Raw genomic sequence first — 17,728 nt, 5'->3', positions numbered from 1 at the left:
AAATGGATCCCGGCATTCGCCGGGATGACGTGACATTGCTGATGGAGTGCGGGCCTGGGTCCCGGCGTTCGCCGGGACGACTGGGACGACTGGGACGCTACTTCTTCGGCAGGTACAGCAGCGGATCGACCGGCTTGCCGTTGTAGCGCACCTCGAAGTGCAGCATCTCGCGCGGCGCGCCACTGCGGCCCATCTCCGCGATCTGCTGGCCGGCCTTCACCAGCTGCCCCTCGTTGACCAGGCGATTGCGGTTGTGGCCATAGGCCGACAGCCACTGCTCGTTGTGCTTGATGATGACCAGCTCGCCGTAACCCACCAGGCCCGAACCCGAGTACACCACCACCCCGTCGGCGGCCGCACGCACCGGCGCACCGCTACTGCCGGCGATGTCGATGCCCTGCTTGGTCGGCTCACCGGCGACGTAACGTCCGATCAGTTCGCCATCGGCCGGCCAGCGCCAGTTGAAGCCACTGGCGACAGGTGCCGCCTGCGGCACTGGCGCCGGTGCGGTGGCGGTCGGCGGACGTGGCGTGGTCGTCGGCGGCCTGGTCGCAGGCACCGGTCGCGTCGCTACCGTGCCGCCCGACGTGCCGGTCGTCGCACTGCCGGAACCCTGCGACGGATACAGGCGCAGGCGCTGGCCCGGGTAGATCGTGTAAGGCGCCGGAATTCCATTCCATGCAGCCAGGTCGACCGCGCGGATGCCATTGCTCGAGGCCACGCGGTACATGGTGTCGCCGCGTTGCACCACCACGGTCTTGCCGTACCGGGGTACCGACGGTTTGACCGTGGTCGTGCCGCCGCTGGGCGTGCGGATCACCTTCGTGCTCGCGCATCCGGCCACCGCGACGGCGACCAGCGCCGCCACCAGGAGCGGACGCGATGCGACGGACATTCGTGCTCGTGTCGTGCGTGCGCTCATGCTGCGAACTGTGCCTTCCAGACCAGCCATGCCACTGCCGCCAGCAGCAGGACCGAAGCGGCCCAGCCGATCGGCTCGATGTAACGCCGCAGCGCCGCTTCCGCGCGCGCGCCGCCAAGGCGGATTGCCAGGGCAATCAGGTACACGCGCTTGCCGCGGCCAATGAACATGCTGGCCATGAACGGCAGGATCGGCACACCGACGATGCCCGACGCCCAGGTGAATATCTTCAGCGGAATCGGCGTGAACCCGGCCAGAACCAGCAGCCAGAACGCCTTCCACGGCGAGTTCGCGGCGATCTCGCGCAATTGCGTGACCTGCGCGTCGATGCGATCGATCCAGCCCAGTGAGGTCAGCAGCGGCTTGACCAGCTCATAGGCGAAGTGTCCCAGCGCATAGCCCAGCAACGCGCCGACCATCGAACCGGCCAGGCTCAGCGTGGCGAACCAGAACGCGCGTCGGCGATCGGCCAGGCACATCGGCGCCAGCATCACTTCCGGCGGAACCGGGAACACCACCGCCTCGGCAAAACTCAGGCCGGTCAGCAGTGCGGGTGCATGGCGATGACGCGCCCAGGAAATCGTGCGCTCGTAAAGCGGTCCAAAAATCTTCAACGCCAGTCCTTCCAGAATGTCACTGCGGAGCCAGTTCCTGCGGTGTTCAATCGATCATCCCTGACAGCAGCGGCACGAATACGACCGGAGCCAGCGTGTGTTGGGTGACGACGCCATCGGCGTCCTTGTGCAGCTTCAGCAGCGATTGCGACGAGGCGCCGCCGACCGGCGCGATCAGCGTGCCGCCCGCGGCCAGCTGCGCGGTCAATGATTCGACCAGCGCCGGTGCGGCCGCGGTGACGATGATCGAATCGAACGGGCCGTTCTCGGACCAGCCGATGCGACCGTCGTCGTGCTTGCTGCGGATGTTCATGCCGAGCTGGCGGAAGCGCTTGCGCGCGGTACGCAGCAGCTCACCGATGCGCTCCACGGTGTGCACTTCCAGGCCCAGCGCGGCCAGCACCGCCGCCTGGTAGCCCGAGCCGGTGCCGATCTCCAGCACCTTCTTCGGTTCGGCCTCGAGCACGGCCTCGGTCATCTTCGCCACCACCCACGGTTGCGAGATGGTCTGGCCGTGGCCGATCGGCAGTGCCGTGTCCTCGTAGGCGCGCGTGGCCAGTGCTTCGTCGACGAACAAATGGCGCGGCACGGTGCGGATCGCGTTGAGCACGCGTTCGTCGCGGATGCCGTTCTCGCGCAGGCGTTCGACCAGGCGGTCGCGGACCCGCTGCGATGTCATGCCGGATCCGATGGCCTCGGGCTGCAGGCGCATGCGCAACGTCATGCGCTGTGCTCCGAATGTTGGCGAACGGCGCCGCGATCGAGCGACACGGCCAGCCCGTCGACCCAGCTCGCGACCTGGTCCAGCGCCTGGTAGCGGGTCAGGTCGACATGGATTGGCGTGATCGAGATGTTGCCAGTGCGCAGCGCATGGAAGTCGGTGCCGGGGCCGGCGTCCTGCTCCTGGCCTGCAGCCCCTATCCACCACCACTCGCGGCCGCGCGGGTCGTGCTGCGGAATGCACGCCTCGGCGCGATGGCGATTGCCCAGGCGGGTGACTTCGAAGCCACGGACCTCGTCCCAGGGCAAATCGGGAACGTTGACGTTGAGGATGGTGTCGGCCGGCAGTGGATCCACGCGCAGGCGGGCGATGATCTCCACCGCCGCACGCGCCGCCGTTTCGTAATGGCGCCCGGTGTGGTCGACCGTCTGCAGCGACATCGCCACGGCCGGCAGGCCGAGGAAGCGCCCTTCCATGGCCGCGGCGACGGTGCCGGAATAGATCACGTCGTCGCCGAGGTTGGCGGTGTTGTTGATGCCCGACACGACGATGTCGGGCTCGACCTCGAGCATGCCGGTGATGGCCACATGCACGCAGTCGGTGGGGGTGCCGTAGACGCGCCAGGTGGACTCGTCCAGCCGCTGGACGCGCACGGGCGCATCCAGGGTGAGCGAATTGCTGGCGCCGGAGCGGTCCCGGTCGGGGGCGACCACCAGCACCTCATGGCCGGCGGCGCGCAGGCCTTCGGCGAGGACGCGGATACCGGGGGCGTCGACGCCGTCGTCGTTGCTGACCAGAACTCGCATGAACTCCCTTGATCGAACCTTGGAACGTGGGGTGGTGACAGGACCGGGCACTTGTTGCATGCGCTTGCCGGACCGTGCGGCACCCATGATAGCCGATGGGGATTGCGGACCTTGCTGCTCCCTGCCGGCCCCCTGCCCGCCCCGCGCGGGAGCCCCTAGACTGTCGCCATGGCTGACGATCCCGAAGACGACGACGCCGAGCTGTTCCGCACCGCGATCGGTCCGGTAAGGCGGCTGCCCGACACCACGCCGCCACCGGCGACGCCCAAGCCACGGCCGCGGGCGCGCATGGCCGAGCGCGATGAGGCCCAGGCGCGCGAACAGTTCCGCCATGCCCTGGACGAAAGCCTGCTCGATGCCGGTGACGCGTTGTCCTATCGCCGCGACGAAGTCTCGCCGCGGCTGTTGCAGAAGCTCAGGCGCGGCGAGATCTCGGTACAGGAGGAGCTCGACCTGCACGGCGCCGACACGCGCGAGGCCGAACTGCTGTTGCGCGCATTCCTGCACGACGCCCGCCTGCACGGCGTGGGCTGCGTGCGCGTGGTGCACGGCAAGGGGTTGCATGGCGCCGCCACGATCGCGAGCAGCGGCATGCCGGTGCTGAAGAACCTGGTCGACCGCATGCTGCGACAGCGCGCGGACGTCCTGGCATTCCACTCCGCGCCGCCCGCGCAGGGAGGCACCGGAGCGGTGCTGATACTGCTTGCGCCCCGTCGCCTGCGCTCATCCTGAGCCCGGCCACCGGGACGCGAGACAGTGTTGCACTACTGCTGACCGCTTTCCTGGGCGACCTGGTCGGCCGTCTTGCGCGGCGTATTGACCCAGACCACCTCGATACCGCGGCGGCGGGCAACACGTTCGACGTAGGCGATGTAAGCCTCGTCGTCGTCCATGATCGACGGAGCCTTCGGCTCCGGCACATAAGCGGTCTTGCTCTGCATGCCGGCGCAGGCCGCCAGGCCCACCACCGACACCAACACGGCCATGCGTAACGATGCGTTCATGACGACATCTCCATGACGTGATCGCCCTACCCGACGGGTACGACGGCACAAGCCAACATGAAGACTTGTACGATTTCGGCTTATACGCCGGCGCTTGGGGCACACCAGTGCCAGCAGATGCTTTCCGACGAACGGTCGAAACTACCCGTTCAGCCGCTGCGACCCAGCGCGCGTACGTCGCCCAGTTCGGCCAGTACGACCGTGGCGTACGTGCCCGGTGGAAGGCTGAAAGCCAACTGGAGTACATCGCCGTCAAGCCAGTCCCACGCCAGGTCGGCAGGCTTCAGGCGCAGGGCACGACGTTCTTGCTTGAGCCCTTCGGCCTCCAGGCCGGCGCGCAGCGCGGCGGCGTCATCGCCAGACAATGCGGCCAGTTCCACTGCCGCCGACTCACCCTGGCTGCGCAGTTCGCCTTTGCCCCATAGCGGGCCACTGGGATGGATGTCGAACGCGGCCAGGCGCTGCGCGAGTTCGTCGCTGAAAGGCTCCGGGCCGAACACGCTGCGGCTGCCGTCGAGCAGCCACACCTCTCCGTCCAGCGCCTGGTCCCAGCTGGCGGACAGGACGCGCGATGCAAGCACGCGGTTGAACAACTCCGAGCGCGCCGCCGACAGCAGCAACGTGCGTTGTTCGCGACGCACGCGCCGGCCGGCGAACATCGCCATGGCATTGGCGACGTTGTCGCCGTCGCGGCCGAAGCGCTGTTCGCCGAAGTAATTGGGCACGCCACGCGCGGCAATCGCCTGCAGGCGCGATTCGATCGCCTCGCGTCCGCCGGCCACTTCGCGCAGGACCAGCACGAAGCGATTGCCGGCCAGCGCGCCGCGCGGCAGCTTGCGCGCGTGCCAGGTGTGTTCGAGCACGCGCAGGTGCTCATTGTCGCCGCTGGTTTCCAGCGTCGCCAGGTCCGGCGCCACGCGCTTGGGCAGGTGGACGCTGAAACGCTGCCGGGTCACGGCGTTGCGGTCCTTGAGGCCGGCGTAACCAATGGCGACCTCACCTACGCCCGCCCACTCGGCGATGCGTCGGGCTGCGAAGGCGGTGTTCATGCCGCGCTTCTCGATGGTCAGCAACAGGTGCTCGCCGCTGCCGCTGGGCTCGAAGCCCGGCAGTTCCTCGACCAGGAAATCCCCGGGCGTGGTGCGCATGTTGGCGCTGAGCACGGACGGCCCATGCGCACGCGGCAGCGTCGGCTCCTGCGCGCTCACGCACGCACCAGCAGGCACACCGCCATCGCCGCGATGCCTTCGCCGCGGCCGGTGAAGCCGAGCTTCTCGGTGGTGGTGGCCTTGATGCTGACGGCGTCCTCCGCCAACCCCAGATCGATTGCGAGCAGCTGCCGCATCGCCGCCGCATGCGGCCCGACCTTGGGGCGTTCGCAGATCACGGTGATGTCGGCGTTGCCCAGTTGCCAGCCGCGCTCCTGGATGAGGGTCTGGCAGTGGCGCAGGAAAGCGCGGCTGTCGGCGCCCTTCCATTGCGGGTCGCTCGGCGGAAAATGTTGGCCGATGTCGCCCAGCGCGAGTGCGCCGAGCATCGCGTCGCACAGCGCATGGATGACCACGTCGCCATCGGAGTGGGCGACGATGCCGCGCTCGTGCGGCACGCGCATGCCGCCGAGCATCACGTGGTCGCCTTCGCCGAAGGCGTGGACGTCGAAACCCTGGCCGATGCGGATGTTCATGTACTGGGTTACCTGTTGGAGATCAGGTATCGCGCCAAGGCCAGGTCGGCCGGCGTCGTCACCTTGAGGTTGTCCTCGCGTCCTTCGACCAGCGCCGGGTGGGCGCCCAAGCGCTCCATCGCCATCGCTTCGTCGGTGACCACGATGCCCTGCGCCTGCGCCTGCTCCAGCGCGGCCGTCAACGCGCCGCGGCGGAACGCCTGCGGGGTGAATGCACGCCACAGCCGCTCGCGTGGTTCGGTCGCGGCGATGTGCGCGGCGGCGTCGGCACGCTTGAGCGTGTCGCGCACCGGAGCGCCGAGGATGGCGCCGTCGGCATGGGCACTGGCCGCTGCGATCAGGCGATCGAGGTCTTCAGTTCGCAGGTTGGGCCGTGCCGCATCGTGCACCAGCACGAGCGTGTCGTCGGCCACTTCGACGGGAAGCGCCTGCAATGCCGCCAGTACCGAATCGGCGCGCTCGCCGCCACCGACGCAGCGCAGCACCGGCTTGCCGTGCAGGTTGGCCCAGCCGGGCCACAGGGCATCGTTCTTCGACAATGCGACCATCGCACCGGCAATGCGCGGGTGCGAGAGCAGCGCATCGAGCGCGTGTGCGATCAACGGACGGCCAGCGATTTCGAGGTACTGCTTTGGTGTCTCGCCGCCAAAGCGCGAGCCACGACCTGCTGCGGGAATCACGGCCCAGATCACTTCGTCACGATCCTCGTTGAGACTGCCAATAGAACGTCGTCCCGGCGCACGCCGGGACCCAGCCCCCCACCCTTGCCGCCCACCACAGCCTGAGGCTCCGTCACTGGATCCCGGCGTTCGCCGGGATGACGGTGACGGTGACGGTGGCGGCGACGTCGACGGTGCGGAGAGTCACTCGCTCTTCGGCTCGGCGCCTTCTTCCGGCGCCGGTGCCGCGCCTTCCGGCTCGACCACGCGGTAGAAGGTTTCGCCCGGCTTGATCATGCCCAGCTCACTGCGCGCACGCTCCTCGACCGCCGCCTCGCCGGACTTGAGGTCCTCGACTTCGGCGGCGAGCGCGTCGTTGCGCTGCTGCATGCCCTGGTTCTCGTGCGCCTGCTGCTGCACCTGCTGCTGCAGGCGGGCGACCGAGCGGCTGCCGCCCTCGCCCACCCACAGCCGGTACTGCAGGAACACCAGCAACCCGGCCAGTGCCAGCAGCAGCAGTCGCAAGCCGCGCATGCGCCGGGGCTCCTGGCTCAGCGCTTGAGCGAGATGAAGGCGTCGCGGCCGGCGTACTTCGCCGCGGCACCCAGCTGCTCTTCGATGCGCAGCAGCTGGTTGTACTTTGCGACGCGATCGCTGCGGCACAGCGAGCCGGTCTTGATCTGGGTCGCGGTGGTGGCGACCGAGATGTCGGCGATGGTGGTGTCCTCGGTTTCGCCCGAGCGGTGCGAGACGATCGAGGCGTAGCGGTTGGCGTCGGCCATCGCGATCGCTTCCAGGGTCTCGGTCAGCGTGCCGATCTGGTTGACCTTGATCAGGATGGCGTTGGCCACGCCCTTGTCGATGCCTTCCTGGAAGATCTTCGGGTTGGTCACGAACAGGTCGTCGCCGACCAGCTGCACCTTGTTGCCGATGCGCTCGGTCAGCAGCTTCCAGCCGGCCCAGTCGTTCTCGGCCATGCCGTCTTCGATGGTGATGATCGGGTACTGCGCGGCCCAGTTGGCGAGGAAGTCGACGAACTGCTCGCTGGTCAGGCGCTTGCCTTCACCGGTGAGGTTGTACTTGCCGTTCTCGAAGAACTCGCTGGAGGCGACGTCGAGGCCGAGCAGGATGTCTTCGCCGGCCTTGTAGCCGGCCTTGCCGATCGCTTCGAGGATGGTTTCCAGCGCTTCCTCATTGCTGCGCAGGTCCGGCGCGAAACCGCCCTCGTCGCCCACCGCCGTGCTCAGGCCGCGGCCCTTGAGCACCGACTTGAGTGCATGGAACACCTCGGTGCCGGCGCGCAGCGCTTCGGCGAAGTTGTCCACGCCCACCGGCAGGATCATGAATTCCTGCAGGTCGACGTTGTTGTCGGCGTGCGCACCGCCGTTGATGATGTTCATCATCGGCACCGGCAGCACGGCCTCGCGGCCACCGGCCAGGTACTTCCACAGCGGCAGCTTCTTCGAGGCGGCCATGGCGTGGGCGTTGGCCATCGACACGCCGAGCAGCGCGTTGGCGCCCAGGCGGCCCTTGTTCTCGGTGCCGTCGAGGTCGATCAGGCGGCGGTCGAGGCCGGCCTGGTCGGCGCCGTCGAAACCGGCCAGCGCCGTGGCAATGGCGCCGTTGACGTTCTCGACCGCCTTGCGCACGCCCTTGCCCAGGTAACGGGTCTTGTCGCCGTCGCGCAGCTCGACCGCTTCCTTGGTGCCGGTGGAGGCGCCGGACGGCACCATCGCGCGACCGAAGCTGCCGTCGGCCAGGGTGACCTCGGCTTCGAGCGTGGGATTGCCGCGGCTGTCGAGGATCTCGCGGGCGTGGACTTTGGCGATGGTCGTGGTCATGTCGTCGAAGTTGAGGTCAATGAGGGGTGTAGGGCATGGGGGCCGGACAGGCGCCAGCCGGGGACGATAGCCGAGTTGGGGCGGCGCCGCGCGGTTGCGGCGCCAGCCGGTGGTCGCAGGGGATGGCTGCGCCCGGCATGGTCAGGCGTCGGATTCCAGGAAACCGTTGCGCTTGGTGATCTCGTCGAGCTGCTTGAGCGTCTCCAGCAGCGCGCGCATCTTCGGCAGCGGCCAGGCGTTGGGGCCGTCGGACAGGGCCTCGTCCGGGACCGGATGCGTCTCCATGAAGATGCCGGCAATGCCGACCGCCATCGCCGCGCGCGCCAGCACCGGCACGAACTCTCGCTGGCCGCCGCTCTTGCCGTCGGCGCCGCCGGGCAGCTGCACCGAGTGGGTCGCGTCGAACACGACCGGGCAGCCGGTGTCGCGCATCACGCTCAGCGAGCGCATGTCCGACACCAGGTTGTTGTAGCCGAAGCTGGCGCCGCGCTCGCAGGCCATGATCAGCTCGTTGCCGGTCGCCTTGGCCTTGTTGGTGACGTGCTTCATCTCCCACGGGGAGAGGAACTGGCCCTTCTTGATGTTCACCGGCAAGCCGGTGCGCGCCACGTTCTGGATGAAGTCGGTCTGGCGGCACAGGAATGCCGGGGTCTGCAGCACGTCGACGACGCTGGCGACCTCGTTCATGGGCGTGTACTCGTGCACGTCGGTCAGCACCGGCACGCCGATCTGCTTCTTCACTTCGGCCAGCACCTTCAGGCCCTCTTCCAGGCCGGGGCCGCGGAAGCTGGTGCCGGAGGTGCGGTTGGCCTTGTCGAAGCTCGACTTGAAGATGAAGTTGATGCCCAGCTCGGAAGTGATTTCCTTGAGCTTGCCGGCGACGTCGAGCTGCAGTTGCATCGACTCGATCACGCACGGGCCGGCGATCAGGAAGAAGGGCTGGTCGAGACCGGCTTCGAATCCGCAAAGTTTCATGCTGTGTACTCGGTAGCCCTCCCCTTCAAGGGGAGGGTTGGGAGGGGATGGGTTGCGGGCGTGGGGTGCCAGTCCCGCTCACGCGGTGGCTTCCTTCAGCAGCCGGCCGCCGGCCTGCGCCTTGTGCTCGCGCGCGGCGCGGACGAAACCGATGAACAACGGGTGGCCGTCGCGCGGCGTCGACAGGAATTCCGGGTGCGCCTGGCAGGCCAGGAACCACGGGTGCTTGTCGCGCGGCAGTTCGACCATTTCCACCAGCAGGTCGTCCATCGACTTGGCCGAGATCACCAGGCCGGCGTCCTCGAGCTGGGTGCGGTAGCGGTTGTTGAACTCGTAGCGGTGGCGATGGCGCTCGGCGACCACGTCCTTGCCGTACACCTCGCGCGCCAGCGTAGCCGGCTTCAGGCGCTGCTCCTGCAGGCCCAGGCGCATGGTGCCGCCCAGGTCGCTGTCCTCGCTGCGGCGCTCGATCTCGCCGGTGGCGGTGCGCCACTCGGTGATCAGTCCGATCACCGGATGCGGGCTGGCCTTGTCGTTCTCGGTGCTGTTGGCGCCGTCGAGGCCGCCGAGGTGACGGGCGACGTCGACCACCGCCGCCTGCATGCCGTAGCAGATGCCGAAGTACGGTACGCCAGCCTCACGCGCGAACTTGGCGGTGAGCACCTTGCCTTCGAAACCGCGGTCGCCGAAGCCGCCCGGCACGAGGATGCCGTCGACGTCCTTGAGCGAGGCGACGCCCTGCTCCTCGATTTCGCTCGACTCCAGCCACTTCAGCTTGACCTTGGTGCGCTGGCGCAGGCCACCGTGCTTGAGGGCCTCGGCCAGCGACTTGTAGGCGTCCTGGTGGTCGATGTACTTGCCGACCACGGCGATGCGGACTTCGTCGACCGGATGCTCGCTGGCATCGACCACTTCGTCCCATTCGGTCAGGTCGGCCGGGCCGGCGTTGATGCGCAGGCGGTCGAGCACGATCGCGTCCAGGCCTTCCTCGTGGAAGCGGCGCGGCATCTTGTAGATGTTGTCCAGGTCGACGGCCGAAATGACGGCGCGCTCGGGGACGTTGGTGAACAGCGCGATCTTGCGGCGCTCGCTGTCGGGCAGCGGTTGCTCGCTGCGGCACAGCAGCACGTCGGGCTGGATGCCGATCGAACGCAGTTCCTTGACCGAGTGCTGGGTCGGCTTGGTCTTGAGTTCGCCGGCGGCGGCGATGTACGGCACCAGGGTCAGGTGCATGAACAACGCGCCTTCCGAACCGCGCTCGCTGCGGATCTGGCGGATGGCCTCGAGGAACGGCAGCGACTCGATGTCGCCTACCGTGCCGCCGACCTCGACCAGGGCCACGTCGAAGCCTTCGGTGGCCTCGATGATGCAGCGCTTGATCTCGTCGGTGATGTGCGGGATCACCTGCACGGTGCCGCCCAGGTAGTCGCCGCGGCGCTCCTTGCGGATCACGTTGTCGTAGATGCGACCGGTGGTGATGGAGTTCTTGCGGCTGAGCCGGTTGCGCAGGTAGCGCTCGTAGTGGCCCAGGTCCAGGTCGGTCTCGGCGCCGTCGTCGGTGACGTACACCTCGCCGTGCTGGAACGGGCTCATCGTGCCCGGATCGACGTTGATGTAGGGGTCGAGCTTCATCATCGTCACGCGCAGGCCGCGTGCTTCGAGGATGGCCGCCAGCGAGGCTGCCGCAATGCCCTTGCCAAGCGAGGACACCACGCCGCCGGTGACGAAAATCAGGGGAGTCATGGTTTTGCTACCGCTGGAAAGCCATAGTCTACAGGCTGAGTCGCTTTCCGGCGAGCCGTCCGGGCTCCGCAGGGCCGTTCAGATGCGTTGCATGGCCCTGCAAACAGCGACGCCCCGGCAAGCCGGGGCGTCGCGGGTCAAACCTGTCGAGCCAGCAGGCTCAGCGGTCGTCCTCTTCCTCGGGCTCGACCTCGGGGCGGGACTTGGACTTGTCGTTCTTGCCGCCCTTGTTGGCGTCGTTCTGGGCCTTGCCGGCCTTGTCGGCCTTGCCGGACTGCGCTGCGTCGGCCTTCTGTGCCTGTGCAGCCTGTTCCTTGGCCTTGGCATCGGCCTGGGCGTCCTGCTGCTGCGCGAGTGCCAGCGGCGACGCCAGCAGCGCGGCGATCAGGCTCGGGAGCAACAGCTTGCGGGTATTCATGCGTAAGACCTCCTGGGAACAGTAGCGGCAGCGCCATCCATATTGCATAACGCGTCACGGGACGCGCGGTTGACGACGAGGCGACCCTAGCGGCGCCTTCCGTAGCCGGGACTGAACGGCCTGCGCGAAGTTGGACCGGCGGCCTCGCCGGGCCCTCCCAAGATGCGGCCAGAACCCTGTCGCTTCAAGGGATCACCCCGGGCGCCGGCGCGCGCGGTTGAATTTCCGCCGCTACGCGCAGACCATCCCCGCTCCTGCCCCCGCTGTCGTAGCCAAGAATGAGTTCCCGTTACAACGCAGCTGATATCGAAGTCCTGTCCGGGCTGGATCCGGTCAAGCGCCGTCCCGGCATGTACACCGACACCACGCGCCCGAACCACCTGGCGCAGGAAGTCATCGACAACGCGGTCGACGAGGCGCTGGCCGGCCATGCCCGCTTCATCGACGTCACCCTGCACAGCGACGGCAGCTGCTCGGTCGGCGACGACGGCCGCGGCATGCCGGTGGACATCCACCCCGAGGAGAAGATCCCGGGCGTGGAACTGATCCTCACGCGCCTGCACGCCGGCGGCAAGTTCAGCAACAAGAACTACACCTTCTCCGGTGGCCTGCACGGCGTCGGCGTCAGCGTGGTCAATGCCCTGTCGACCCTGGTCGACGTGCGCATCAAGCGCGACGGCAACGAATACCGCATGACCTTCAAGGACGGCGACCGCGCCACGCCGCTGGAAGTGATCGGTACCGTCGGCAAGAAGAACACCGGCACTCGCGTGCACTTCTGGCCCGACCCGAAGTACTTCGACACGCCCAAGTTCAACCTGCGCTCGCTGCGCCACCTGCTGCGCGCCAAGGCCGTGCTGTGCCCGGGCCTCACCGTCCGCCTGCATGACGAAGCCAGCGACGAGCGCAACGAGTGGTACTACGAAGATGGCCTGCGCGATTACCTGCGCGGTGAACTGGCCGAGCGTGAGCTGCTGCCGCCGGACCTGTTCGTCGGCAAGCTGACCAAGGACACCGAGACCGCCGACTGGGCGGTGGCGTGGGTTCCGGAAGGCGAACTGGTGCAGGAGAGCTACGTCAACCTGATCCCGACCGCGCAGCACGGCACGCACGTCAACGGCCTGCGCACCGGCTTCACCGATGCGCTGCGCGAGTTCTGCGACTTCCGCAACCTGCTGCCGCGTGGCGTCAAGCTGGCGCCGGAAGACGTCTGGGATCGCGTCGCCTTCGTGCTCAGCATCAAGATGACCGACCCGCAGTTCAGCGGCCAGACCAAGGAGCGACTGTCGTCGCGCCAGGCCGCCGGCTTCGTCGAGGGCGCCGCGCACGACGCGTTCTCGCTGTGGCTCAACCAGCACACCGAGATGGGCGAGCGGATCGCGCAGCTGGCGATCGAACGCGCCAGCGCGCGCCTGAAGACCGAGAAGCAGGTCGTCCGCAAGAAGATCACCCAGGGCCCCGCCCTGCCCGGCAAGCTGGCCGACTGCAGCAGCCAGGACCTGTCGCGTACCGAACTGTTCCTGGTGGAAGGCGACTCGGCCGGCGGCAGTGCGCGCCAGGCCCGCGACAAGGACTTCCAGGCGATCCTGCCGCTGCGCGGCAAGATCCTCAACACCTGGGAAGTCGCCTCCGGCAGCGTGCTGGCCTCGCAGGAAGTCCACGACCTGGCCGTCGCGATCGGTTGCGACCCGGGCAAGGACGACCTGTCGGGCCTGCGCTACGGCAAGGTCATCATCCTCGCCGACGCCGACTCCGACGGCCTGCACATCGCAACGTTGCTGACGGCGCTGTTCCTCAAGCACTTTCCGTCGCTGGTCTCGGCCGGCCACGTGTTCGTGGCGATGCCGCCGCTGTTCCGCGTCGACGTGGGCAAGCAGGTGTTCTATGCGCTCGACGAAGAGGAAAAGCGGATCCTGCTGGAGAAGATCGAGCGCGAGAAGGGTGACCGCAAGAAGGGCTTCAGCGGCCAGGTCAACACGACCCGCTTCAAGGGCCTGGGCGAGATGAATCCTTCGCAGCTGCGCGAGTCGACAATCCACCCCGACACGCGCCGCCTGGTCCAGCTGACCGTCGACGACAACACCGAAACCCATTCGCTGATGGACATGCTGCTGGCCAAGAAGCGCGCCGGCGACCGCAAGCAGTGGCTGGAAACCAAGGGCGACCTGGCGACGCTGGAGGTCTGACTCCGGGCGTCGTTTCCTGCGGATGCATCGCAGGCGATATGCTTGGGCATCGCCAGGCCTTGGGGAGGGCCAACCGATGCACCAGGTTAGTCGCCGGCTGATCGCCGGTTTCGTATCGATGCTGCCTGTCGTGGCGGCAGCGCAGGTGGTTCCGGTGGAGGACTTCGCGCGCCATGTCGAAGTCCAGGAAGTGGCGTTGTCGCCCGATGGGCGCAACGTAGCCATGACCGTCCCGGTCGACGACGGCAACGAGACCCAGCTGTTGATCGTTCCGATCGATGGCTCGGGCAAGACCCAGACGCTCCGCTTCGGCAAGCGCCAACACGTCACCAACATCATCTGGACCAGTCCGACCCGCGTGGTCGTGTCGCGCGCGAACATGGAGCCGCTGCAGGCGCGGCCAATCAGCCAGGGGGAACTGGTCGCCGCCGACATCGACGGCAAGAACCAGGAAATCCTGTTCGCCTACATCCCGGACGACGGCGTCGTCGGTGGACGGCGCAAGGACCAGGGCTGGGCCGAAATCGCCGATCTGGTGGAGAGCGAACCGGGCATCGCGATGGTCGATTTTACCGCCTGGCGCACGCGCCATGACGACGAGTTCCAGCCAACCACCATTTTCCGCGTCGACACGGTCACCGGCGAACGCCGCCAGATCGAGTTCTCGGAAGAAGCAGCAACGTTCCAGTTCGACAGCAGGTCGCGTGCGCGCCTGCGCATCGTGGCCCGGCCGGGCATGCAGAAGCCGGACCTGTTCTATCGACCACGCCCGACCGATACGAACTGGACTGCCGTCCCGGCGAGTCTGGCAGGTCGCACGATGCACCTGGCCTACGTGGCCGACGACGACGATACCGCTTACGCGCTGATCTCCGACAAAGGAGAACCCTCGCAGCTCTACCGGATCAGCCTGGCCAGCGGAACGCGCACGCGGCTGGCCGGCCGCGACGACATCGACATCGCCGGCCTGTTCTACTCCGGGCATCGCGGCGCGCCGTTCGGCGTCTACTACAACGCCGCTGCGCCGACGATCCAGTACCTGGATACGACGTCCGAATGGGCGCGGCTGCACGCCGGCCTGATGAAGGCATTCCCGGGTGAACTCGTGTCGCTGTACGACTTCAGCCACGACAACAACAAGGTCCTGTTCCGGACCCACAGCGATCGCTCCCCGGGCGGCTACTACGTCTTCGACCGCAAGGCCGGCAAGGTCCAGCTGATCAACGAGGTCGAGCCGTGGATCAAACCCGAGCGCATGGCGGCGACGACGCCGGTCAGCTTCAAGACCCGCGACGGCATGACGCTGCACGGGTTCTACACGTTGCCTGCTGGTGGCAAGGGCCCGCAGGCGATGGTGGTGATGCCGCACGGTGGTCCGCACGGCGTCTATGACGCGTGGAGCTATGACAGCGACGTGCAGTTCCTGGCCAGTCGCGGCTATGCCGTGCTGCAGGTGAACTTCCGCGGCTCCGGCGGCCGTGGCGACACGTTCGAGTACGCCGGTTACCGCCAGTGGGGCGGCACGATGATGGACGACATCGCCGACGGCGTGCGCTGGGCCATCGACAGCAAGCTCGCCGACCCGGATCGCATCTGCACCTATGGTGCCAGTTTCGGCGGTTACGCGGCGCTGATGAATCCGATCCGCTATCCCGACCTGTACCGCTGTGCGATCGGCTCGATTGGCGTCTATGACCTGGCGCTGATGAAGAAGGTCGGAGACGTGCGCGGCAGCGAACAGGGCCGTGACTACCTCGACCAGGCACTGGGTACCGATCCGGCGGAGCTGGCGGCCAACTCGCCGTCCCGCCATGCCGACAAGATCAAGGTGCCGGTGATGCTGTTCCAGGGTGCCGTCGACCGGCGCGTGCCGATGGAACAGTTCGACGCGATGGTCGCCGGCTTCCGCAAGGCCGGCGTCAAGGTCGACACGATGGTGGTCAAGGGCGAAGGCCACGGCTTCTACAAGCCGGAAAACCGTGCCGAGGTGTACAAGCGCATCGAAGCCTTCCTCGACCGGAACATCGGACCGGGTGCGGGCGCGGCTTCTGCCGCCACGAAATAGCAATCGACTCGCCGCGGTGCGCCTCAGCGCATCGCGGCGAGCTGCGTCCTCAGCAATCGCGCGAACGCTGCGGGACGGCAACGCCCCAGCGTGACCCGCGGCGTCGCGTGCCAGCGCGCACAGTCGTCGATCGCCCGCGCCACCGATTGCGCCAGCGCATCATCGGCAACGATGCCCTCTTCCAGGTACAGCGCCTTGACCTCGAACACGCCCTCGCGCCGGTGCGCCTTGGCGTCGAGCCGCCCGACCAGGCGGCCGCCGACCAGGATCGGCAGCACGAAGTAGCCGTAGCGACGCCTGGACTCGGGCGTGTAGCACTCCAGCGTGTAATCGAAGTCGAAGAACTCGCTGGCACGTTCGCGATCCCAGACCACCGGGTCGAACGGCGACAGCAGCGTGGCATGGGTCGCGCGCAGGCGGCCGGCGGCAGCCCGCGCCAGTTGCGGCGCCAGGTCCGGATGAACGTAGCCGGGCGCCGCCCATCCACGCACCTCGACACGCAGCAGCGCGCCCTCCTCCACCAGATCGTCCAGGTCGGGGTCGCGCAGGCGCGGCCGCAGGCGGTAGTAGTCGGCGATCCAGCGCGCCTGGGTGATGCCGAGCGCGCGCACCGACTTGAGCAGCAGTTCGCGCCGCGCCAGCGCGGTGGGGACCACGGCGCTGCTCCAGTCGGGCTGGACCTGGCCGATCACGCGTTCGGCGAGGTCGTAGACGCGGTGGAAGTTCTCGCGCCGACTCACCATCAGCTCGCCGAGGGCGAACGCGGCTTCCAGCCACAGCTTTTCGTTCTTCCACTGCCACCAGCCGCCGCCGCTGCCGCTGCCGGCCTCGCGCTCGAAATCGGCGGCCTTGACCGCGCCCCGCTCGCGCACGTGCGTCAGCAGTTGCGCAATCTCGGCGCCGTGCTCGGCATGGCGGTGGCGGGCGTTGCGGATCGCCCAGTGATGTTCGCGATGCTCGATCGCGCTGCGCAGCAGGGTGTAGTCGCCGACCGGGGCGAAACAGGCCTCGTGCGCCCAGGTCTCGAAGATGGCGCGCTGCGCCAGCTGTTCGTCGAGCCATTCGGCGGGGTAGGCGCCGACGCGCGAGAACAGCACCAGGTACGGACTGCGTGCGACGACGTGGATGGTGTCGATCTGCAGCAGCTGCATGCGCGCGATCGCCGCAAGCAGGTCGGCCTTGCGTGCCCGCGCGCGCGGGCGTGCGAGCAGCCCTTGCGCGGCCAGGTGCAGCGCGCGCGCCTGTGCCGGCGCCAGCACCGCGACGGCACCGGTCACGCCGTCGCCTTCATGGTTTCAGCGTGGCCTGCAGCAGGGCCGTCAGCAGCTTGCGCAGGTGCGCGGCCTTGCCGGCATCGTAGGCGAAGCTGTCCTCGTCCATGTAATTGCGCTGGCTGATCTCCATCTGCACCGCATCGATGCCGCGCGCCGGCTCGCCATAGTGGCGCGTGATGTAACCGCCCTTGAAGCGCCCGTTGACGATGAAGTCGTACTCGTCCTGCGCGGCCAGCACCGACTCGAGCCGATGCTGCAGCGCTGGCGAACAGCTGGCGCCGGCAGAGGTGCCCAGGTTGAGGTCGGGCAGCCGGCCTTCGAACAGGAACGGCAGGTCGCTGCCGCGGATCGAGTGCCCTTCCCACAGCACCACGTGACCGTGCTCGCCGTGGATGCGGTCGAGCTCGCCGCGCAGCGCCTCGTGGTAGGGACGCCAGTAGGTGTCCACGCGCTGTGCGACTTCAGCCGGCGACGGCGCCTGGCCTTCCAGGTACACCGGCTCGCCGGTGAACTGCACGGCCGGGCACAGGCCGGTGGTGTTCTGGCCGGGGTAAAGAGAGGTGTCGTCCGGCGGGCGGTTGAGGTCGACGACGTAGCGCGAATGCCGTGGCACGATGACCGACGCGCCCAGCTCGCGGGCGAAGTCGTAGAGGATCGACACGTGCCAGTCGGTGTCCGGCGCCACGCGTGCGCGCTCGGTCATGCGTTCGGCCAGCGCCTGCGGAATATGGCTGCCGTCGTGCGGCAGGCTGACCAGCAGCGGCGCGGTGCCGCGATGCAGGGTGTAGATCTCGTCGTTCATCTCGAGTCGCTCAA

18 protein-coding genes are annotated in these 17,728 nt (G+C 67.8%); 3 read left to right on the top strand and 15 right to left on the bottom strand.

Annotated elements, in window-relative coordinates; all coding sequences use genetic code 11:
- Positions 1-97: 97 nt before the first annotated feature.
- Genes AC3A3Q_RS16140 through surE form a run of 4 tightly spaced genes read right to left on the bottom strand, consistent with a single transcriptional unit; the run spans position 98 to position 3,063 of the window.
- Positions 98-895: a peptidoglycan DD-metalloendopeptidase family protein gene (locus tag AC3A3Q_RS16140; RefSeq protein WP_487587188.1), complete on the bottom strand. Its 798-nt coding sequence runs from the start codon at positions 893-895 to the stop codon at positions 98-100.
- Positions 896-918: 23 nt separating this feature from the next.
- On the bottom strand, positions 919-1,536 hold the full coding sequence (locus AC3A3Q_RS16135) for a YqaA family protein (protein ID WP_487587187.1): 618 nt from the start codon (positions 1,534-1,536) through the stop codon (positions 919-921).
- A gap of 46 nt (positions 1,537-1,582) precedes the next feature.
- Positions 1,583-2,260, bottom strand: a complete 678-nt coding sequence (locus tag AC3A3Q_RS16130; RefSeq protein ID WP_487587186.1) for a protein-L-isoaspartate(D-aspartate) O-methyltransferase — start codon at positions 2,258-2,260, stop codon at positions 1,583-1,585.
- Positions 2,257-3,063, bottom strand: coding sequence for a 5'/3'-nucleotidase SurE (surE, locus tag AC3A3Q_RS16125; protein WP_487587185.1), 807 nt, complete (start codon positions 3,061-3,063; stop codon positions 2,257-2,259). The genes AC3A3Q_RS16130 and surE overlap by 4 nt, the downstream gene beginning before the upstream one ends.
- Positions 3,064-3,231: 168 nt before the next feature.
- Between surE and AC3A3Q_RS16120 the strand changes: the two genes are divergently transcribed.
- Positions 3,232-3,795: a Smr/MutS family protein gene (locus AC3A3Q_RS16120; protein ID WP_487587184.1), complete on the top strand. Its 564-nt coding sequence runs from the start codon at positions 3,232-3,234 to the stop codon at positions 3,793-3,795.
- Positions 3,796-3,827: 32 nt separating this feature from the next.
- Here AC3A3Q_RS16120 and AC3A3Q_RS16115 read toward each other — a convergent pair whose 3' ends face one another.
- The 9 genes from AC3A3Q_RS16115 to AC3A3Q_RS16075 all read right to left on the bottom strand — a co-directional run bounded on the left by AC3A3Q_RS16115 (position 3,828) and on the right by AC3A3Q_RS16075 (position 11,387).
- Positions 3,828-4,067: a hypothetical protein gene (locus AC3A3Q_RS16115; RefSeq protein ID WP_487587183.1), complete on the bottom strand. Its 240-nt coding sequence runs from the start codon at positions 4,065-4,067 to the stop codon at positions 3,828-3,830.
- Between the two features lie 149 nt (positions 4,068-4,216).
- Complete coding sequence (truD, locus tag AC3A3Q_RS16110; protein ID WP_487587182.1) at positions 4,217-5,275, bottom strand: tRNA pseudouridine(13) synthase TruD; 1,059 nt, start codon at positions 5,273-5,275, stop codon at positions 4,217-4,219.
- Positions 5,272-5,751: a 2-C-methyl-D-erythritol 2,4-cyclodiphosphate synthase gene (gene ispF, locus AC3A3Q_RS16105; protein WP_487587181.1), complete on the bottom strand. Its 480-nt coding sequence runs from the start codon at positions 5,749-5,751 to the stop codon at positions 5,272-5,274. Before ispF ends, truD begins: the two co-directional genes overlap by 4 nt.
- An 8-nt stretch (positions 5,752-5,759) precedes the next feature.
- Positions 5,760-6,443 (bottom strand): 2-C-methyl-D-erythritol 4-phosphate cytidylyltransferase, encoded by a 684-nt coding sequence (gene ispD, locus AC3A3Q_RS16100; RefSeq protein WP_487587180.1) that lies wholly within the window; start codon positions 6,441-6,443, stop codon positions 5,760-5,762.
- A 171-nt stretch (positions 6,444-6,614) separates the two neighbouring features.
- Entirely contained in the window at positions 6,615-6,944 is a 330-nt protein-coding gene (gene ftsB, locus AC3A3Q_RS16095) for a cell division protein FtsB (protein ID WP_487587179.1), read from the bottom strand.
- A gap of 17 nt (positions 6,945-6,961) precedes the next feature.
- Entirely contained in the window at positions 6,962-8,251 is a 1,290-nt protein-coding gene (gene eno / locus AC3A3Q_RS16090; RefSeq protein ID WP_200609422.1) for a phosphopyruvate hydratase, read from the bottom strand.
- A gap of 141 nt (positions 8,252-8,392) precedes the next feature.
- Positions 8,393-9,226 carry a 3-deoxy-8-phosphooctulonate synthase gene (kdsA, locus tag AC3A3Q_RS16085; protein WP_241918813.1) on the bottom strand — a complete coding sequence of 278 codons (834 nt, stop codon included), beginning with the start codon at positions 9,224-9,226 and terminating at the stop codon, positions 8,393-8,395.
- Positions 9,227-9,304: 78 nt separating this feature from the next.
- Positions 9,305-10,969, bottom strand: a complete 1,665-nt coding sequence (pyrG, locus tag AC3A3Q_RS16080) for a CTP synthase (RefSeq protein ID WP_487587178.1) — start codon at positions 10,967-10,969, stop codon at positions 9,305-9,307.
- A gap of 160 nt (positions 10,970-11,129) precedes the next feature.
- Positions 11,130-11,387 carry a hypothetical protein gene (locus AC3A3Q_RS16075; protein ID WP_487587177.1) on the bottom strand — a complete coding sequence of 86 codons (258 nt, stop codon included), beginning with the start codon at positions 11,385-11,387 and terminating at the stop codon, positions 11,130-11,132.
- Positions 11,388-11,665: 278 nt separating this feature from the next.
- Between AC3A3Q_RS16075 and parE the strand changes: the two genes are divergently transcribed.
- Both parE and AC3A3Q_RS16065 read left to right on the top strand, forming a co-directional pair.
- Positions 11,666-13,573 (top strand): DNA topoisomerase IV subunit B, encoded by a 1,908-nt coding sequence (parE, locus tag AC3A3Q_RS16070; RefSeq protein WP_487587176.1) that lies wholly within the window; start codon positions 11,666-11,668, stop codon positions 13,571-13,573.
- A gap of 76 nt (positions 13,574-13,649) precedes the next feature.
- Entirely contained in the window at positions 13,650-15,638 is a 1,989-nt protein-coding gene (locus AC3A3Q_RS16065) for an alpha/beta hydrolase family protein (RefSeq protein WP_487587175.1), read from the top strand.
- Positions 15,639-15,661: 23 nt separating this feature from the next.
- Here AC3A3Q_RS16065 and AC3A3Q_RS16060 read toward each other — a convergent pair whose 3' ends face one another.
- Both AC3A3Q_RS16060 and hutG read right to left on the bottom strand, forming a co-directional pair.
- Entirely contained in the window at positions 15,662-16,915 is a 1,254-nt protein-coding gene (locus AC3A3Q_RS16060) for a winged helix-turn-helix domain-containing protein (RefSeq protein ID WP_487587174.1), read from the bottom strand.
- Positions 16,916-16,925: 10 nt separating this feature from the next.
- The gene (hutG, locus tag AC3A3Q_RS16055) at positions 16,926-17,714 is read right to left on the bottom strand and encodes an N-formylglutamate deformylase (protein ID WP_487587173.1); all 789 of its coding nucleotides are present in this window, start codon (positions 17,712-17,714) and stop codon (positions 16,926-16,928) included.
- Positions 17,715-17,728 lie beyond the last annotated feature (14 nt).

It is taken from the genome of Lysobacter sp. Soil_C_59, assembly GCF_057656415.1.
This window is presented reverse-complemented; position numbering and strand designations above follow the sequence as displayed.